Here is a 19970-nt window from a genome sequence, read left to right on the forward strand (position 1 = left end):
AAGCCATTTTTCCTGTCTCTTCCACATTTTTCTCATTATCTGTTTTTATATTCCAGGCGGATCTTATCTGCAATGAGAGCCACAAATTCCGAATTGGTAGGCTTTCCCTTTCCGGTATTGATGGTATAACCGAACAAGGCGTCAATGGTATCCATCTTTCCTCTGCTCCAGGCCACCTCAATGGCATGACGTATTGCTCTCTCCACCCGGCTTGGAGTGGTCTGGTGCATCTTGGCTATGGTCGGATAAAGCAGCTTGGTAATGGAATTTAACATCTCCATATCGGATACTGCCAGAATGATGGCATCCCGCAGATAGCCATAGCCCTTGATATGGGCCGGAACACCGATCTCATGGATCAGATTCGTCACGTCAGTCTCCAGATTCCGCTCGATATACTGTTCCTTGCTTTCATAGGGAGCGATCTTCCTGTTTTCTCCTGTTCTGTGCTTTCCCTTTCCGATGTGCTTCATCCTGTTTAACACCATGTCGGAATCAAAGGGCTTCATGATATAGTAGGAAGCGCCCAGCTGGAAGGCATCCTCCGTGATCCTCTCCTGTCCGATGGCCGTGATCACAATAAATTCCGGTTTCTTCTTGAGCGCCGGATCCTTTCCCACCTTCTCCATGACAGACAGTCCGTCCAGTTTCGGCATAATGATGTCAAGGAGCATGATATCCGGCTCCTTCTCTTTTATCAGATTGTAGGCCTCTTCCCCGTTGTTCGCTTTTCCAACCACTTCAAATTCCTCATCATGGCTGATGATGTTGTTCAGCAGCTGTAAAATTCTTTCGTTGTCGTCAGCAATTGCCACCTGTAATTTTGCCATTTTTCTTCCTCCTTTTTTCAGTTCGGTGGTATTTCTCATTATAAGAGAGAAGAAGGGAGAATGGCAACGAAAAACAGCCGCCGGAATCGACAGGAGACGGTCTCATTTTGTCGATTCCGGACGACACGAACCCGGCCATGCGTATGGCCGGGTCCTGTAAAGAAGCAGCAGAATAATTGCTGTCGTCTGTTTATACCTCTATAAGCTCATATTCTCTGGAGCCGCAGCCCAATGCTGCTGCCGCCTCAATGGTATGAACACCGTTTCTGGATTCGATTCTCTCCACCAGATGATCTCTTCCTGGATCATCGGATGCATAGACCAGATCCAGGCAGGCCTGGTCCACAGCTACCGGATCCAGGGAAACCAGAACACCGATATCCTTCATGCAGGGATCCTCGGCCACTGCACAGCAGTCACAGTCTACGGACATATTCTTCATAACATTGACATAGACCATGCTGCCGTCAAAGTATCTGATGACGGAGGATGCTGCATCGGCCATGGATTCCAGGAAGGAATCATGATCCGAGGTCCAGAACGCATCCAGATCTCCGACACCATGGATATATTTCTTGCCCATGGAGGAAGCAACGCCGATGGAAAGCTGCTTTAATGCTCCGCCGTAGCCGCCCATGGGATGTCCCTTGAAATGGGAAAGAACCAGCATGGAGTCATAATTGGCGACATGCTTTCCCACAAAATTCTTTTTGATCTTATGGCCGTCGGGAATCGCCAGTTCCAGATCGGGGCCCTCTCCGTCCAGAATATCCACCGGGAAGAGACGGCTCCAGCCATGCTTCTCCATCAAAGCGATATGCTTCTCTGTGGTATTTCTTGCTCCGTTATAAGCGGTGTTGCACTCCACCACAGTTCCCTTCACGTGATCAATCACCGGCTTCCAGAATTCTGCCGTCAGGAAATTCTGATTTCCCTCTTCACCGGAATGTACCTTCACAGCCACCTTTCCGGTAAGCTCCTTTCCGGCCATCTGATAGAGCTCCAATACCTTTTCCGGAGAAATATCCCGTGAAAAATAAACCTTAGCTTTCATTTCTCAACCTCCTGATTCTGTTGAAATCTTCTATTCCAATAATTCCTTCTTTTATAATACTATCTTTATCCCGTTCGAAGTCAAGCACTTTTTATATTTCTGCTTATTTTGTGCGAAAAAACATATGGAAAACGAAAAACGGCATACCAACCGTTTCGGATGATATGCCGCCTCCCGCAGCTTCCGGCATTTTTCCACGTTGTTCAGCCGGTTCATTGCCCTGTCTGTTCCAGATACTGCTCAATGTACCGGTCTAATTCTCTGGAAATTTCCAGGATCTTTTCTGACGATTCTCTTCTTTCAATGGCTTCATTCAGTTTCCGTCTTGTTTCTTCAATTTTTCTTTTCAAAATATGTACCCCTCCAACTTTTTTCATGATTTGTATCTATTTCTTTCCTCCTAGAAGTCATTTTAAGCGATTTTTCGCCAAAAGGCAAACGGATTGCACCGCAGGATTCTTCATTTTTCGACAAATACCTTTCCTGTTGTCCGTCCCATCCACTTTTTCCAGCGTACTTATTCCAGCTCCCGCACTTCGTTTTCATAAAAAAGCACCGGAGACACCTGGATTTCAGCACCCTTCTCTCATAATTTAACAAGATTGCTCTTGAGGAAAAAAAGCCACTGTGATATAATTTAAAAACTGTGGTGCGGCCGTCTCCTCCCGGGGAAGAAAACCGCATAATGGATAAAAACATCGAATGAAAAATAAGGAGATGCGAGAATATATGAAATTAGGTATCGTGGGCCTGCCCAATGTAGGAAAAAGCACACTGTTCAATTCACTGACCAAGGCGGGTGCCGAATCCGCCAACTATCCTTTTTGTACCATTGATCCCAACGTGGGTGTTGTGGCCGTTCCCGACTTTCGCCTGGGACTCCTGGCAGACATGTATTCCTCCAGAAAGGTAACCCCCGCCGTCATTGAATTCGTAGACATTGCCGGCCTGGTTAAGGGTGCCTCCAAGGGCGAGGGCCTCGGCAATCAGTTCCTGGCAAACATCCGCGAGGTGGATGCCATCGTTCATGTGGTCCGCTGCTTTAAAAATGACAATATCGTCCATGTTGACGGAAGCATTGACCCCATGCGGGATATCGAAACCATCAACCTGGAGCTGATCTTCTCCGATCTGGAGATCCTGGAGCGGAGAATCGCCAAAACCTCCAGAGCCGCCTTCAATGACAAGGCTCTTGCCAAGGAGCTTGCTTCCTTAAAATCCATTCAGAAATATCTGGAGGATGGAAACCTGGCAATTACATACCAGCCGGAGGATGAGGACGAGGAACTCTTCCTCCACTCCTTAAATCTTCTGACTGCCAAACCGGTCATTTTCGCCGCCAATGTATCCGAGGATGATCTTGCCGACGACGGGGAAAGCAATCCCTTTGTCACACAGGTGCGGGAGTTTGCTGCTTCTCAAGGCAGTGAGGTGTTCGTCATCTGTGCCCAGATCGAGCAGGAAATCGCAGAGCTTGAGGAAGACGAAAAGAAAATGTTTCTGGAGGATCTCGGCCTTACCGAATCCGGTCTGGACAAGTTAATTAAGGCCAGCTACAAGCTTCTCGGACTGATCAGTTATCTGACTGCAGGGGAACAGGAAACGAGGGCCTGGACCATCAAAAAAGGGACAAAGGCTCCCGCTGCCGCCGGAAAGATCCACAGCGATTTTGAACGCGGCTTCATCCGTGCCGAGGTCGTCAATTATCAGGATCTTCTGGATGCGGGAAGCTACGCCGCCGCCAAGGAAAAAGGCCTTGTAGGTCTGGAAGGCAAGGAATATGTGGTCAAGGACGGAGATGTGATTCTGTTCCGGTTTAATGTGTAATATCATAAAGTCCTTGAAAATTATGGGAGTTGCCGATGTGGTTTGGCAACTCCTTTTGATGTTTTACCCCTACCTTACCCCTACCGATTATTTTTTGCTCAATAACTTACTGCCTTATCCAGTTTCAAAATTTCATTTCGTTTCAAGTCTGTAAGAACATGAGTGTAAGTATCGGCAGTTTCCTGAATGGTGGCGTGACCAAGGAAACGCTGCATAACTCTTACGTCAATATCGTTTTCTGCTCCTCTGGTGGCGAAAGTGTGACGGAGACAATGAGGATGTAAGCCGCTCAGACCAATCTTTTCGCAAATATTATAAAAAGTACGCCGCATATTCGTAGGGTCAAGCGGTCTGCCTAACTGCGTGGCAAAGACAAGTCCATTATCCTCATACGCTGAACCTGCTTTCAGCTTATTGCGTAATTGGTCTTTACGAACGTCATGCAGTAATTTGATTGCTGTCTGGTTGAGGGGAACTGTCCGTCTGCTGGCTTCTGTTTTAGGCGTGCCAAATTCCAAGTGCCAGCGTTCCTCTGCATTATCTGGGTCTTTTACCTTGCGGAGAGTACGCACAACATGAAGTTGATTTTCCTTAAAGTCTATATCTTCCCATTTCACTGCAAGCAATTCCCCTAATCGTAATCCTGTGCAGAGGTCGAAAATATAGCTACAGCCCATATATGTATTTTTTGCCTGCTCCACAAAAGCATCTTGTTGTTCCTGTGTTAATACCGTAAACGCTCCATAGGTTCTTTCCAACCTTAGTTGATACTAAATCGAAATTTCTCATGCAACAGTACTTTTGCTTTAAGTAACTGAAAACTATTCCGTCCATACATTGTCCTTAACCATTGTTAGCATCGGGCTAAATCAACCATATTTCATCGGGTTAATTTAACCAATTCTCATCAGATTAAAATAACCAACGCATCAGATTCAATTAGTTTAATCCTTTCGTGTTACGCCCGGCTTGGGTCTGCCGGTTTCTATTGCTATTGTTTCCAGACGTTTTCCTCTGTAGCTGTTCCCTTTCATCATGAAGACAGTTGCATCGTCAAAGATTCGATCAAGGGCACAAAGAAGTGAGGAGTCTTCACCGAAGAATTCGCCCCATTTGTTCGGACTCATGTTGCTTGTGAAGATCATGGTATTAGGACCTTCTTTGTTATAGCGTCGGTCCACCATATCGAAAAACATCCGCGTAGATTCTTTGTTGAAGACACACCGGCCAATCTCATCGATGATCAGACAGGACGGCTTTACCAAAGCATTGATCGTAGAACTTTCGCGGCCATATTTTACTGCATCTGTCAGACGCTGGTTCAGTTCGGGTGCTTTCAAAAAATAAGTCTTTAATCCATGTATGCAGCACTCTCTTCCATATGCCATAGCCAGATGAGTTTTTCCAACACCCTGTGGTCCGATAAATGCTAGGTTTCGTCCCGCATTTACTGCTGTCAGAGAGGGCAGGTTTCTTAATGCTTCTATCTGCTTTCCCTGGACAAGACTAAAATCGAAGCTGTCAAACGTCTTCGGTTCTTTTAACGGAAGCCTGCTCATCTTAAGAAGCGTATTTCTGATTGTCTCTTCCTTTTGATTGCGCAGGTGGGCAAACACAAGCGCTACTGCTTCCAGCTGTTCCGGACTCATTGCTTCTGAATCAAGAAGTTCCATAAGTCCATTGGTATAAGCATTGATCTTAAGAGAGTCGATGTCTGCGCTGATCCTTGAAAATACATCATTCATCCCACAGACCCTCCCCAAAATCAAACTTGGAAAAGCCGGAGTCCCGTATGGTCTCCTCGATCTGTAGGATCTTTGATCTCACAGGAACAGAAGGGAATTCTTCAGGTTGTATAGAAACATACTGATCTCTGCAGAAGCTGTCCTTTCTGCTCCATGTTACATTATGCACAGTAAGGATACGGTTAAGATCTTCATCATAAATGGTCAGTTCGAATTCCTTTCTCTGTACACGGCAGATACGCTTATGATACCAGTAGGGAACGCCGAAACGCTGTCCTTCATAGTGCACAAAACCGTCAAAAGAAATCAAACGTGGCGGGCACAGATAAAACATGAGCTCCTGCGTAGCTTCTAGGGTTTTGGCTGTCTGCCAGCACTCCCTCTGATGTTTTTCATCCGGGACGCAGTCTACAGCGCGGTGATATCGCCCATTTTGTACACGGCACCATGCCAGAGCCTGATAATTCAGCTCCGTGATGTTGCTGAAAAGCCTTCCTGGGATGAAGTTGTCCTTTACAAAACGAATAAGCCTTTCCACGGAACCTTTGGTAAATGGATGACGCGGTTTGCAGAGTTTTGTTTCAAAACCAACTGTTTTCATAAAAGCTTCGTAATCGTGCTGCCAGATCGGATGTCTGTCCGGATCCCGTCCGATTACAACGCTCTTCATGTTATCCGTAAGTATGTACTTTGGAATCCCCATAAGATAGAAAGCATGGATCATTCCAATAAACAGATTTTCCTGCTTGGCATTCGGAAAGAATTCGATGTATCTTTCACCACAATGATGACAGATCATGGCAAAGCAGGCACAGCGGTAACTGCTTCCGTCCGAACATTCCACATCAACAAAGCCCCAGTCCATCTGGTATGCTTCCCCGGCATCTGTGCTGTAACGTCTGCCACGGTTTCCCTGCGGATCGACCAGCATACGTTTTGGGGGAATCAATTCCTGATGGTTTTTGATGTACATCCTCACCTGTGTCTGACCGCCTGCATATCCGTGTTCCTGTAGCTGTTCAAAACAGACTGCAGCATTGGTAACATTTTTACGGAGCAGATCATCAAGCAGACCGGTATAGCCGGTTAATACAGTAACTTCTGCCTTTTGACCGGTACGTCCATGAGGTTTGATAATGAAGCCATCCTTCTTATAATGGCGGAGTTTGGCACGGGATATTCCAGTGCGGCGTTCAAGCTCAGCAAGATTTATTTTATCTATGTTGAACTTGCCACCGAGTTCCATCTTCATTTGTTCGATGGTTTGTGTTAAAATGTCCTGTAAGTCATTGCTTTTGTTTTCTTTATTCATTGTCCTCCTTTTTCTGATGCGTTGGGTAACATCAGTTTAGGACAAAAAAGGCACTTAGCAATGACTTTTTGGTTATTTTAATCCGATGACAATTGGCGATTTTAACCCGATGAAAAATGGTTAATATCACCCGATGCTAACACCATTATGAATTCAAGGAACTCCTGGATTCCTGTTATGGTACGGACTGGGTCCCTCATTGTAAAAAGACTTTCAATGGTGCCGGGTCAGTAATTAATTACCTTGGCAAGTATACTCACCGCATTGCTGTCAGCAATCACCGTATTATCCGCATGGATGATGATACCGTTACATTCTCAGTAAAGGATTACCGTAATGAGGGGCAGTGGAAGGAACTGACCATTTCCGGTGTGGAGTTTGTCCGGTGATTCCTCATGCATGTACCACCAAGGAGTTTTGTCCGTATCAGGCACTATGGGCTGCTGTGTTCCCGCACTAAGAATCAGAAGCTCCTTAGAGATAATCTCATGTATTTTAGGATACGTCATACCTTGACTCCGTAACATGATTACTTTTTCTTCAAATGGAGCTAATTTATTTGGTATCCTAACATTATAGTGCCCGTTCACAACGGAATAACCCGGATCAAGATATCTCTGAATCGTCCGATATGTGTGATGCAACATTTTTGCGATATGTTCTATGGGAATACCATTTTTTGCGAGTTCTCTGGCTTCATCAACATCTTTTTGCTTTTGTTGAAGTGCTAGCTGGTGCTGCTTCTCCCTGGCAATCGTCCTATCTGCCACAGTATCCGGATCTGTATTCAAATATTTCTCTACTGCCTTAGGGGTACAATGTAATATTACAGCGATCTCGTACACAGTCATGCCAACCTCTTTTTGTTCGTGTACAAACCGTATCCGTTTTGATCGGTTGTTTATGTTTAATAATTGCTTTATTTCGGGTGATTGAACAGTTACTGCAGGTATTTCAAGTTTTGCAGGAAATGTTCTTATTATGTATTTATCTACTGCTTCGGATAGTCCTTTTATTAGATGAAATCTATCACTTATCTGAACAACATCAGGATGTGCTTTTTGAGCTGCATGCGCATATATCTGAGCACCATCGCGTGAAATAACTTCAATGTGCGGAAATCTTTTTAACCGTTTCCTGACATCATCGGTATCCCTCGATGGAATCAAGTCTATAATTCTATGTGTATCCAGGTCTACCATCACTGTTCCGTAAGAAAATCTCTTCCGTAATGCAAAATCATCCACACACACCCTTTTCACAGAGAAGTTATCCACAATGGATGGCATTTTTTTAAGCAACTCACATATACTGCTTTTACATACATTTATATTGCTTGTCTTTAATACTTTTGAAGCATTGACTGAACTTAACTGTGTCGATGTGTAAATAATATTTTTCTCCAGTCTGCGTGTTTTCTTCCCTTTTCTATCCACGAAATGATGGTTTTCTGAAAATGTTTTTTTACTACATAAACTATTGTGGCAAAACACTTATCTTACTACTTTACTAAGATATAATCAACTAACTATGGAAAGAACCTATGGAGCGTTTACCAATTATCAAGGTTCAATTGAGCCTATTTTGTTGGCTCTGTTTTTTCATAACTTACTTGACACTACCTTTATCCATTCGAACATGTGATTTAAATCATCCTTTTCCGCCAAAATCGGGCAGTCTGGGATTTCTGCACAGGGTACTTTCCGTATCATAAAGAAAAAAGCCTGCAAAAAGCAGGCATAAGTACGGCATATTTCATCCGTAGAGATATCAGTTTTCCCTGGAAACCTAATCTTCATCCCACAGAGCAAGTTCCTGGCTCGCAGGAAAGCATTCAGCTTCTCCTGCTCACAGTGACCGGATCGCTCAGGTTTCACACCTGATTCCTTTGATGCCCGTTCTTCCGGGCAGACCCTGTGCGGTTTAATTTGCGGTATTACATATTTGATTCTTCCCTATTATAGTGGGTAGGGAAAAGAATTGTCAATAGCAGAAATCGTATACTCCACTGACATTCCGTAATGCCGGGCATAAGCTTCCATTTTGCTTCCTTTGGGACAGCGGATGATACATACTTTATTGGTGATCCATTCACCGATCTCTTCCGGATCATGATTGATTTCCAGCACCTTCAGTCTGGAGCAGCCATGGAAGGCCCATTTTCCGATCTTGCGGACTGTATCCGGCACATAGACGTATTCCAGGTTCTTACATTTTAAAAAAGCGCTCTCACCGATTTCCAGAAGCCCCTCCGGAAGCTCCAGCTCCCGGAACCCGCACTGGTAAAAGCTTTCCTGCCCGATGCTTCTCAGTGAGATGGGAAATTCTATTTCCTCCAGGCTGATACATTTATAAAAAGCCCTTCGGCCGATCCGGAACAGTTTTCCGGGCAGACGCACATCCAGAAGGCTGGAGCACCCGGAAAACACCTCATTTTCCAGTTCTTTCAGTCCACAGCTTTTTCGGAACTCCACTCTCTGGAGACGCCTGTTGTTCAGAAAGGCTCCCGGCAGTATTTTATATACGGAAGCAGGAAATTGAACGGTTTTCAGCCGACTGCACCCATGGAAGGCCCGCTTTTCAATCCTTCTCAGGTTTTCAAGCCGGACCTGCTGCAGGCAAGTGCATCCCATAAAGGCTTCTTCACCAATCTGTCGGATATTTTCCAGGTTGGCCGACCGGATCCGGATGTTGTTTTTCATAGCAGCCTTTTCAATCCTTACTTCCTGGCTTCCCGCCGTAAACACACGAACCCGTTGAGATTGCTTTTCTTCCCTGTCGCTTTCTGCTTTTATCTCCATTGTTACTTCCATCTGAACATCCCCTCTCCTTAAAAAATTCCATGCTTAATCTGAATCCGGTTCAGTTTCTCTCCGATGGGCTTAATTGTAAGCATCAGAAAAACCACATTGGATACCATATAAGTGATCGTGTAAGGCAGCGCCGTACTGAGGGCCAGCAGGTACCGATGCCAGTTAAAGCCGTCAATCAGGCTCAAAACCGTCCAGATGTCCATGATGCCCGAATACATGATGCCCATCAGCAGACCCCAGATTGCCAGGGGCAGCCGCCGCCTCAGCAATGCACGAAGCCCCGGAAGCCCGGACAGGAGGCCTGTCAGTCCCAGGGTGAGCATCTGAAAGGGTGTCCAGGGACCCTGGCCGAAAAAAATGTTGGATACCACCGCTTCCAAGGAGCCCACCAGGAAACCGGATTCCGGCCCCATATAGATTCCCGTCAGGATAATGATGGCTGCCATGGGCTTGAAGGCCGGTATGGGGCCGAAAATCAGCCGCCCCAGCACGGCAATGGCCGTCATAACCGCAATCATCACCATCCGGCGGATGCTGCCCTCCCGCTTTTCATAAGTAAAATAGAAGGGCACGCAGGCCAACAGGGCAATCATGACCGACACCAGATTATATTTCCGGTCTGCCAGCAGGCGGATGCCCAGCCGGATCAGCAGAATCACTCCCACCACCAGCACAATCCAGCCAACCAGCCTTTTCAAATTATAAGGTGCAGTGTTTTCCAGCGCGGTTTCTGCATCCATTGCTTCCGGACAGGCCATTTTTTCATTCTGTTTCTTCATGTGCTTCCCCCTGTCCGTTTCTTTGCTGTGACCGGTCCCCGGATTTAATTTTTCTGTTTTGCCTGCACAGTTCAATGACTTCCTCACAGGTCACAGCATTTTCATACCGCTGTCTGGAAATCCGGTTGGCCGCCGTCGTATAATAATTGTTGTTGCAGAAAAATTCCTCCGGCGTATCCAGGGAAGTAATCTCATGATCAAAAAACAGACCACACCGGTCAGATACTCCGGCGGCAAACTCCACATCATGGGTCACCATCAGTATGGCAATTCCCTGCCGTTTCAGATCCTTCAGCAGCAGCTGCAGCTGATGCTTGGACCAGGCATCTATGCCTTTGGTGGGCTCATCCAGAAGCAAAAGCCTGGGCTGCAGCAGCAGTACCTTTCCCAGGGCTGCCTTTTGCTGCTCTCCGCCGCTTAAATCATAGGGATGTCGGCTCAGCAGGTGGCTGATACCCAGAAGGTCTGCAATTTCGCTGATCTTCTGCTCCATTTCCTCCTGGCTGTAGCCCATCACCTTCTGAATTTCCTGATAGTCCTCCCGAACTGTCATTTTTATAAAAACCGTCTGGGGATTCTGGGGCAGAGATGCCAGCTTTCCCGCATACAGCTCTTTTCCTGAATATTTCTGAATCCTCTTTCCAAAGATTTCCAGCTTTCCCCGATAGGGCTTATTGGCGCCGGAAACCACATTCAAAAGGGTGGTTTTTCCTGCTCCGTTTCCTCCCAGCAGGCTGATAATTTCTCCCTCATAGACTGTCAGGGCCACACTCTCCAGCACATCCGGCAGATCCTTCTCATACCGGAAACAGATATCCTTCATCCGCATGGCAATGGGGCGGTCTTTTTTTGTGCCTTCTGATTCGGTTTTTTTCCGTTCCAGACGGCAAATTCTATTTTCGTAATTTTCTTCCAGGAAATTCCGCCCATCCCGGACTGTCAGGGGGCATTCTGCCTCCGGGGCATCCAGTCCATGATAAATCCGAAGGGCGCTGGGCAGTCCCAGGAGCATTTTATGATTCGCATTGATCTGTTTCAGGTCACGCCCCGCTTCCCTGGGCGGTTCCATCAGAAGAATTTTCCCTTTATCCATGACAAAGACACGATCCGCCACAGGAAACACCTCCTCCAGCCGGTGCTCTGTCATAAGAATGGTCAATCCAAGATCTTTATTAATTTTCACCAGTGTATTGATAAAATCCGAGGCTGCAATAGGATCCAGCTGACTGGTGGGTTCGTCCAGAATCAGGAGTTTTGGCTGCATAGCCATAATAGAAGCCAGATTCAGAAGCTGCTTCTGTCCTCCTGACAGTTCAGTGGTCTTTTTCCGAAACCAGTCATCAATGCCGAAAAAGCAGGCCATTTCCGCTACCCTCCTTCGGATTACCGGCGTGGGAACCCCCATATTTTCCAGACCAAAGGCCAGTTCATGCCAGACCTTATCCGTCACCGTCTGGTTTTCCGGATTCTGGAGGACATATCCGATTTCGCAGGCTGCCTCCCGATCCGTAAGTGAATTTTGTTCAACGCCCCTGAACCAGATTTTCCCACTTTTTTCACCAAAGGGGGCCAACTCCCGCTTTAACAGCTTCAGGAGTGTTGTCTTTCCGCAGCCGGACTCTCCACAAACCACGATAAATTCTCCCTCCTGTATTTCAAAGGAAACATGCTCCAGGGCGGGGGCTGCTTCATCTATATCTTTTTTCTGACGGGGATAGGTAAAGGTCAGATCTTCGACTTTAAGTAATTCCATGATACTTTCTCCTTCAGTTCCAGAATTCCCGGAATGCACATGAACGCCAGCACAATCAGGTAGGCTGCAGCAGACTGGATATCCCGGCTTATTTCTGCCACATAAGGGTAATAGTAAAACCCATAGCTTCCCCAGGCAAAGCCTGTGAAGACTGCCGCCGCCAGGGCTCCCATGACAGCCATGAGAATTCCGTCTCTTTTCCGGAAACGGAACAAAGTAAAATTCGTCCGGCCCGGCAGCCCGTAGCCTCTGGCTTTCATGGCATCCGCCGTATCAATGGAATTTTCCATGGACCAGGACACCAGACTGTCAAACACACGGACGCCGCCGCCGATTTTATCAGCCACACTGTCTGTGGCATAAAGTCCCATGGTTTTCTGGGACTGATTGATTTTCCGAATCTGTACCTTAAACAGGGGAATAAACCGGAAAACCATGGACAAAATCAGACCCAGCTTCGGGATCAGCTTCCCAAACAGATACAGAAATTTTTCTGTGGTTAAGATCGCCCCGTAGCATCGGCACCAGAGCAGTACCCCCACGATCATCAGGGACGCCATGCTTCCATAGATGATGGCTTCCAGGGTAATGGGGTTGTCATTCATGAAAAACAAAACTGTTTCCCCGTTATGTATAAACAGCGGATTGACCAGGGACATCAGAAGAAACAGCACCAGGAAAAAGCCCAGTTCTTTAAAAAGCTTCCGGATGCCGTTCTGCGCTCCAAACAGAAGAAATCCGCCGGCCACTGATGCCAGAATAATGACGGGATGCATGCTGAACATGGAAAAAGAGACTGCCAGCACATAATAGGAAAACAGCACCGCCGGATGATAACTTCCAAATCCGTTCATGACGAGCCTCCTTTCCCTTCCGTCATATAGGTATCTCCCACATCTTTTCCCAGATCACAGGTGTATACCCATTCAATGGTGTCCTTGTCCTTTAGTTTATAACCGCTGCAGCCCACCCCGGGAAATTCTCCATTGACCCGGTACATCCAGCCGGACAGCTCCCCGCAGGAGAATTCATAGAGAAAATTGATGCCTTTGATAAATACAGTGCTGTATACATTGGCATCTGCCCCCTGATAATCCATCTGGATTTCATTATAACGGCAGGCCCGTTTCAGGATGTCAAAAGCCGTATCCCCTTTTCGCAGCACATAGGTGGTTTCCGGAAGGATTACGCCGTCCTCCGGCACATATTTTTCGTCCCGAAGCTGCTGATCCAGCTTTTTCCAGTTGCCGGGCTCCAGCAGGGTATCACAGCGGATGCTGATGGTCACAGTCTCAGAATCCTCTGTAATATCTTCCATATGTGTCAGATAATAATCCTCCACGGACTGTATTTTTGTTCCCTTCACCAGAAATATCACCAGCACAGCTGCTATGGCGATCAGAAGAATATTCTTCTTCATGGGGTACCACCGCCTTTACCATTCATCGTCTTCATCATCATCCCAGTCAGAGTCTCCGGATCCGTCAGAACTGCTGCCAGAGGTACTGCTGCCGTCTTTGTCCGAGAGGTTCTTTTTCTTCGTTCTGTCTTTCAATACCAGAATCAGGAAGATTGCCACCACCAGCACCACCGCTGCAGCAATGACGGCAGTCATGTAAACCATGCGCCGTCCCGTATCTTCCTGCACCTCTTCCCCGGTCTTTTCATCTTCTTCCGTCAATTCCGGAAGAGAGGCCTTTGCTGCTTCTATTTCTTCTTCAGAAACTGTGGAGGCATCTGTCAGGTCAAATACTCTTCCTTTGTCTTCCCGCAGCCGACAGACGGCTTCCAGTCCGTAAACGGCCTGATAGCCGGCCATGTTGTTGCCCACTGTTTCCTCTTCCTGTCCATCCAGGCTGTGGACGATGCCGCCGTCCTCCAGACGGAAGGCTTCGATGCCGTCCAGAAGGGTTTTACCGTTCTTGATAAACAGCTGATCCTCCTCGGGATCTCTGCCCCAGGAAGCCAGGGCCATCATGGCCCAGGCGGTGCTTTCTGAAGTTCTTTCCTGATAAGTCAGCATGGTGCCGTCGTCGGCCTGCAGGGCTGTCAGGCATGCAAAGGCCTTTTCCGCCACTTCATCCACGGTGGCTGTCACCTGTTCACCGGTCACAATGCTTTCATAAGTATAGGCTTTATCGGAATTACCATAGGGCGCCAGAGCTGTCAGAGACATGGAGGTCAGATCCACGTCCGATGGGTCGGTTTTGATCAGTCCGAACCCTCCGTCAGCCAGCTGACGGGACAGGATGGCGGTAACAAGCGCTTCTCGGGTCCATTCCGCTCCTTCAGGCTCCTCATACTGCATACTGTCCACCGTCAGAAGGGCCCAGATGTAGCCATTGATTCCCTGGCTGCCCGGATCACCCCATAAACTGTTCCAGACGGTATCCTGAATCAGATTGATGGGATTTCCTTCCGGATCTGTCCCGAAGTTTGTGGGATCTCCGCCGCAGGCTTTCACCGTCATGGCAATCCGGTGCATATCTGACACCCGGTACCGTTTCAGACTGTCTTCCATGTTCTGATAGATCTTTTCCACTGCATCCCGCAGCCGGCTCAGGTAGGCCGCCTGATTGTCCTCTATGCCGATTCTGGATATATTAAAAGCAATCCAGTCGCTGCTGGCGCCGCCGGCGCCATCCAGCAATGCACCGCTGAGGATCTGATCATTTCCCTCCGCAGCACGTTTCCACTCCAGAATGTCCGCCTGAAGCTGCCGGGGCTGTTCAGAACTGAGGCTTTCTGCCGCTGCAGGTACTGCTGATGAAACACATAAGGTCAGCATCAGTACCAAAAGCAGTAAAACTCTAAACTTTTTCTTTCCTGTGCCTGTCCTGTATCCTCTCATATCTGATCTTTTTCCTTTCAGTAATACACTTTTTTCTGTTTCCGTTTGGCTGCCGCAGACCGGAGGGCATATCCGACTGCACCCACCAGCAGGGCACAGGTACCCAGAATAATTCCCAGAATCAGAAGCTGTGTCCGCCGTTCTTCGGCTTCTCTGCTTTCTCTGATCTTTTTCTCGTGTTCATCCATCTCTTTGGCACTTTCTATCTCATCCACCAGCCAGTCCGGGAGCACTCCTGCAGCTTCTTCGTCTGAACCGGTTTCCGCAGATCCGCCGCTGTTCTCCAATCCTTCCGGTTCAGCCTGTGCTGTCTCACCGGGAAGCATTCCATCCGGCTGTCCCTGGCCGGATACAATGGAATTATTGTTTCCGGAAGATCCTCCGCCTCCATACAGTTCTGAGACAGATGCGGGATTGCCGGTAATCCGGTCTGTCTCAGCCCCAGTGCTGATCTGGGGATTCTTAAGGGCTGCATAAGCCGCTTCTGCATTTTCCAATACAGACCGGTTGGTCACCCGGCCCTTTTCCTCCGGGGTCAGACTGTCATAAGCAGACCGGGCCGCTGAAATGACCGGACCGGAGGCCTGGCTCACCTGTCCGATAGTCTGAATCAGACCGATCACCTCCTGTACTGCCAGAAGAGAGTCATAAACCTCTGCTGCCGCTTCCAGCACCACATAATTGGTAACCAGCTCCTGCTGATCTGCTGTCAGATCATTGTAGGCGGTGATGGCAGCCAGGATTTTATTACCGCTGTCCAGGGTCACGTCTCCGATCTCATCAATCAGACTGATCACCGGCTCTGCTGCCAGCAGATTCTGATATCTGCTGATGGCATTCACAAGCACCGGATAATCTGACACCAGGGCTTTCTGGCTCTCCGTCAGGGCATCATAAGAATCCTTCGCATGAAAAATCACTTCTTTTTTATTCAGCGTTACTTCGCCGATGGCCGCAATCTCTGCCGCCACCTGAGCTGCCCACAAAGCATCATATGCGGCTTCCGCATCAGTCAGCACGCCGGGTCTGCTGACCAGAGCCTGCTGTTTTTCGGTCAGACTGTCATAGGCCAGCCGGGCCGCCTGAATGACCGGACCGCTGTCCAGGGTCACTTCGCCGATGGCGTCAATGTAGCCGTCTACCACCTCCGCCAGCTGCATATCTTCTTCTGTCACTTCAAACTGCTCTTCCAGGGCTGCCCAGGCCGCCTCTGCATCCAGCAGGGTTTGATACATCTCCACCATCGCTTTCTGGGAAGGGGTCAGATTCTCATAACCGGACCGGGCAATCTGAATAGCCGTTTTGCAGTAGGCGGTGAATACCACCTCACCGATGTTCATAATGTAACTGTCCACCTGGGCAGCTGCCACCATATCCAGCTGGTGGTAATACTGCCAGGCATCGGGCAGTGCATCGATGTTCTCTTTGGTTTCCCGCAGATGGCGTTCCACTTCTTCCTCGTCCTCCGCCTGCAGGATATATTTTTTGCCGTCCGCCACATACTGGCGGATCAGCGCCTGTTCTTCCTCCCTGTATACCGACAGATCCACATAGTTTTCCAGAATGGCAATGGCTTCACTCCGAATTTCCTGAAGCCGCCGCTCCGCTGCTCCTGCAAGGGTTTCCACCTGATCCAGCTCGCCCTTGATCAGGGTCAGTTCTGCATTCACTGCTTCCATGGTGGCTGCCGCCTGGATCCGCACCTCCCCGTCGGCCAGAATTGCCTGAACCTGGGGCAAATTCTCTTCTGAATAATCTTCCAGGGACACATACTGGTGAATCTCAGAAATTGCCCCCGCCTTGAAGTCATCCAGGGTCATTTCCCAGGCCAAAATCGGATAACCGCTCTGGTATTCCAGATAATCCCGGATGAAGCAGCTGCCGCCGCCGTTCAGGCTGTTTAGGATATCGTCGCTTTTCAGCTCGCTTTCCACCAGATATTTTCCGGGAGCACTGAAATCCGCAGATCCGCCCACCAGCGTTCTTCCCAGCGAATCGCTGCGCTTCAGTGCATAAACAGAATCATATTCTGCCACACCGTAGCTGAGCATGCCAAATAAGGCTCCCACACATCGTCCGGACTGATCCAGATTCACCGGACCGGAGGAATAACACCATTTGAAAGTGCTGCCTCCTGACGAAAGATAACCGCCCAGACCGCCGGAATAGGTGGCAGCTGATATTTCACCGGAATTATAGCAGGAATAGAATTCACACTGTCCGGCAGACACGCCTCCAACCAGTCCTCCTGCCGCATTGAGGCACCAGACAGAACCGGAATTCCGGCTGGTCTGCAGCCTGGTGCAGGCGCTGGCATTTCCGATGATGCCGCCGGCATAATAGGTAATGCCGCCTTTTCCTTCCGATGGAATCTTCAGCAGGCCGTCATTGGAGCAATTGGACACCTCCACATACGCCGTGTATCCTGCAATACCTCCTATACCGCCGCCCATGATCTTCATCTGTTCCTGAGTGATGTTTACCGCACTGTGACAGTTGATCAGACGCATCCGGTTACTGCTGCTTTTTCCACACACGCGCCCGGCAATACCTCCTGTATAGCAGACTCTTCCATCCACAGAAATCAAGCCTGATACAGTAAGATTCTGGATCACCCTGGATTCGTCCCCTTCCACACAGCCGAAAAGGCCGGCATAATCCTCTGCCCAGTCGATGAAAAGTCCCCGGACTGTATACCCTCTGCCGTCAAAGCTTCCTGTAAAGGCGCGGTTACTGGTATTTCCGATGGGCGTCCAAAGCTGAAATCCCAGGCTGATGTCATTGCACAGCTCTCCGGAAATGCCCTGAGCTCCGTCCACGGTGTTGACCGCTTTGGCAAACCAGGCCAGCTCACTGCCGCTGGTGATCTGATAGACATCATTTTCATTCAGAGCCGGCTCTGTCAGGGTCTTGCCGTCCCAGGCTCCCTCTTCGGGAATCTGGTCAATAACAGCGTCAATATCCAGCCTGGCCTGGGCCAGCAGGACAGTGATCTCTGCAGAGCTCTGGGCCTTACTGATGGCTTCCAAAGCCTGCTTCCTCACCTGACTGATCTGGAACATCCACTTATCCTCATACTGGCCGTCAGCCCGGTAGGCATTCAGCTCCTGGATGGCATCAGAACGGATCTCTTCCAGCCGCTTATCTGCTTCAAAAACAGCAATCTGATTTTCCAGGGCATCCTTTCCGTCCCTGAGGATCAGAGTAATCTCATCTGCAGAAGCCACTGTATTCAGTTTCTCCCTGTATTCCTCTGTAATTTCATCCAGCTGCTTCAGCTGGCTTTCTGTCAGATCCGGATACTGGCTTTCCAGCTTGCTTTGATATTCCAGCAATGCCAGAGTGGCGTTGTCAATGGCCTCCTGAAGCTCACTGTCTGCTTCCACACTGGGGCGGACTGCTCCCAGCTTTTCTCTGGCCTCTGTTATAACAGCCTCCAGTTCATCCTCCTTCGACACGGCCAGCAGCCTGTCTTTATACTCTTTTACCAGACTTTCAATCTGGCTGTAATTCTTTCCATACCGGATCATATTGGTTTCTGTCAGCCAGCTGTCCAGCTCTACCCATGCCGCATCCACTTTGGAAAGAAGTGCTGAAGGCAGTCCCTGCCATACCAGCTTGGGATAACCCAGATTTTCCGTATCATATTCGCTGGACATGGTAAAGGCGCTTCCCAGTTTTTCAACGATACCCACGCTTTTCAGTTTGGCATCGTCCACCAGCAGAGCCTCATCCAGAATCAGAATGGCCCGGTCATTTTTGGAGCCGATCAGACTCAGGCCCGGATCAACACTGAGGGCATAGATAGAACCATAGCATCCGCTGACCATGTATCCGATAACGGCTCCCCGCCGTCCATACGCTTTACTGGGGTAGTCCACCACTGTATAGGCATTCTGAATCACCGGCATGGGAGGCAATGCTTCCTCGCTGGAGTTTTCATAGCCCACCCGACCGGCAATACCGCCCATCTCGGAGCCGCCGCCGGTGCCGTATGCGCTCATGGTTCCCAGGTTATAAACGTTGCTGACCAGACATTCCTTTTCACTGCCGTTTTTATAGATTCCTGTGGTGGACACCCGTCCCACCACGCCGCCGATGACAGAATTTCCCTTGACTGCTCCGTAATTGCAGCTGGATACCACTTCACCGCCGGATTTCACTGCACCGGCAATGCCGCCCACGCTGAAATAGCCCTGGACGGTGGCATGATTGGTGCAGTTCATCACCTGGGCATTTACACCGTAAACCAGACCGGCAATGCCGCCGATATGATTCTGGGCGAAATATACTAATGTAGACAGCTTTCCTTCATTAAAACAGTGAACGACCATGCCGGAACAGATGCCCACGATGCCGCCTGCATTCCGGTAGGTGGTATCTCCTTCCATGGTGGTTCTGGCATAGTTGACACAGTTGATGATCCGTCCGGATTTCAGATAACCGGCAATGCCGCCGCTTCCGGTATAGAGCTGATTGCTGCTGCCTTCGCTGCCGTAGGAGGCATAATTGTGAAGCACCTTTCCCAGTACCGTGACATTTTCCACTGTACCGCCGTCAATGACGCCGAACAGCCCTGCATACCGATATTCCGGTGTTTTCTCACTGATCTCCGCCCGCAGGTAAACCACCCGCTGGCCGTTCCCGTCAAAATGGCCCCGGTAAGGATGCTCCTCTGTGCTGCCGATCATCGTCCAGTTGTAGGCTGTATTATAATCATTCAGATATATATAATTTTCCAGCCGGGCGTTGAGCTCCCCCCGGCCTGCATTGACCTGATCTGCAAGCCATGCCAGCTCCGCTCCCGTTCGGATCAGATAGGTTCCATCCTCATCCATGTCCGGCACTGACAGGCTTTCTCCGTCCCAGGGATCTGTCACTGCGGCCGCTTCTGCCGGACGCGTCATCAATGGGACCGGCGCCAGTGCCAGCAAAAGCGCCAGAAAAATGGAAAGGAAACGCATTCCTGCCGATTTTCTGTTTGATGATAAGCTTTTTTCATTCAT

15 protein-coding genes, 2 pseudogenes and 1 riboswitch are annotated in these 19970 nt (G+C 48.8%); of the genes and pseudogenes, 2 read left to right on the plus strand and 15 right to left on the minus strand.

What is annotated here, in order from left to right; genetic code table 11:
* Positions 1-35: 35 nt before the first annotated feature.
* From spo0A to QJ036_RS02085, 4 genes are all read right to left on the minus strand, one after another.
* Complete coding sequence (gene spo0A / locus QJ036_RS02070) at positions 36-830, minus strand: sporulation transcription factor Spo0A (protein WP_283229778.1); 795 nt, start codon at positions 828-830, stop codon at positions 36-38.
* Between the two features lie 190 nt (positions 831-1020).
* Positions 1021-1884, minus strand: coding sequence for a DUF362 domain-containing protein (locus QJ036_RS02075; protein WP_283229779.1), 864 nt, complete (start codon positions 1882-1884; stop codon positions 1021-1023).
* Between the two features lie 212 nt (positions 1885-2096).
* A complete protein-coding gene (locus tag QJ036_RS02080) occupies positions 2097-2234 on the minus strand; it encodes an aspartyl-phosphate phosphatase Spo0E family protein (RefSeq protein ID WP_283229780.1) in 138 nt (45 codons plus the stop codon).
* Entirely contained in the window at positions 2218-2430 is a 213-nt protein-coding gene (locus QJ036_RS02085) for a hypothetical protein (protein WP_283229781.1), read from the minus strand. The genes QJ036_RS02080 and QJ036_RS02085 overlap by 17 nt, the downstream gene beginning before the upstream one ends.
* Positions 2431-2613: 183 nt before the next feature.
* Between QJ036_RS02085 and ychF the strand changes: the two genes are divergently transcribed.
* Entirely contained in the window at positions 2614-3711 is a 1098-nt protein-coding gene (gene ychF / locus QJ036_RS02090; RefSeq protein WP_283229782.1) for a redox-regulated ATPase YchF, read from the plus strand.
* Between the two features lie 98 nt (positions 3712-3809).
* Here the strand turns inward: ychF and QJ036_RS02095 are convergent, their stop codons facing one another.
* The 3 genes from QJ036_RS02095 to istA form a co-directional block, all read right to left on the minus strand.
* Entirely contained in the window at positions 3810-4469 is a 660-nt protein-coding gene (locus QJ036_RS02095; protein ID WP_283229783.1) for a site-specific integrase, read from the minus strand.
* 186 nt (positions 4470-4655) lie between these two features.
* Entirely contained in the window at positions 4656-5456 is an 801-nt protein-coding gene (locus QJ036_RS02100; protein WP_283229784.1) for an ATP-binding protein, read from the minus strand.
* Complete coding sequence (gene istA / locus QJ036_RS02105) at positions 5449-6768, minus strand: IS21 family transposase (protein WP_283229785.1); 1320 nt, start codon at positions 6766-6768, stop codon at positions 5449-5451. Before istA ends, QJ036_RS02100 begins: the two co-directional genes overlap by 8 nt.
* 140 nt (positions 6769-6908) lie before the next feature.
* Between istA and QJ036_RS02110 the strand changes: the two are divergent.
* Positions 6909-7241 (plus strand): annotated as a pseudogene (locus QJ036_RS02110) (IS91 family transposase); the annotation flags it as partial.
* Positions 7242-7748: 507 nt separating this feature from the next.
* Here the strand turns inward: QJ036_RS02110 and QJ036_RS02115 are convergent.
* From QJ036_RS02115 to QJ036_RS02150, 8 genes and pseudogenes are all read right to left on the minus strand, one after another.
* A pseudogene (locus QJ036_RS02115) lies at positions 7749-8057 on the minus strand (ISL3 family transposase); the annotation flags it as partial.
* Between the two features lie 500 nt (positions 8058-8557).
* Positions 8558-8700: riboswitch (cobalamin riboswitch) on the minus strand.
* A gap of 26 nt (positions 8701-8726) precedes the next feature.
* Positions 8727-9581 carry a leucine-rich repeat domain-containing protein gene (locus QJ036_RS02120; protein ID WP_283229786.1) on the minus strand — a complete coding sequence of 285 codons (855 nt, stop codon included), beginning with the start codon at positions 9579-9581 and terminating at the stop codon, positions 8727-8729.
* Positions 9582-9598: 17 nt separating this feature from the next.
* Positions 9599-10360, minus strand: a complete 762-nt coding sequence (locus QJ036_RS02125; protein WP_283229787.1) for an ECF transporter S component — start codon at positions 10358-10360, stop codon at positions 9599-9601.
* On the minus strand, positions 10344-12113 hold the full coding sequence (locus QJ036_RS02130) for an ABC transporter ATP-binding protein (protein ID WP_283229788.1): 1770 nt from the start codon (positions 12111-12113) through the stop codon (positions 10344-10346). The genes QJ036_RS02125 and QJ036_RS02130 overlap by 17 nt, the downstream gene beginning before the upstream one ends.
* Positions 12086-12967 (minus strand): energy-coupling factor transporter transmembrane component T, encoded by an 882-nt coding sequence (locus QJ036_RS02135; RefSeq protein WP_283229790.1) that lies wholly within the window; start codon positions 12965-12967, stop codon positions 12086-12088. The genes QJ036_RS02130 and QJ036_RS02135 overlap by 28 nt, the downstream gene beginning before the upstream one ends.
* Positions 12964-13533 (minus strand): DUF4430 domain-containing protein, encoded by a 570-nt coding sequence (locus QJ036_RS02140; protein WP_283229791.1) that lies wholly within the window; start codon positions 13531-13533, stop codon positions 12964-12966. The genes QJ036_RS02135 and QJ036_RS02140 overlap by 4 nt, the downstream gene beginning before the upstream one ends.
* A gap of 15 nt (positions 13534-13548) precedes the next feature.
* Entirely contained in the window at positions 13549-14964 is a 1416-nt protein-coding gene (locus QJ036_RS02145) for a prenyltransferase/squalene oxidase repeat-containing protein (protein WP_283229792.1), read from the minus strand.
* A 17-nt stretch (positions 14965-14981) separates the two neighbouring features.
* The gene (locus QJ036_RS02150; protein WP_283229793.1) at positions 14982-19970 is read right to left on the minus strand and encodes a hypothetical protein; all 4989 of its coding nucleotides are present in this window, start codon (positions 19968-19970) and stop codon (positions 14982-14984) included.

The sequence above is a fragment of the Fusibacillus kribbianus genome (assembly GCF_030053595.1).
Taxonomy (GTDB): Bacteria; Bacillota; Clostridia; order Lachnospirales; family Lachnospiraceae; genus Lientehia; species Lientehia kribbiana.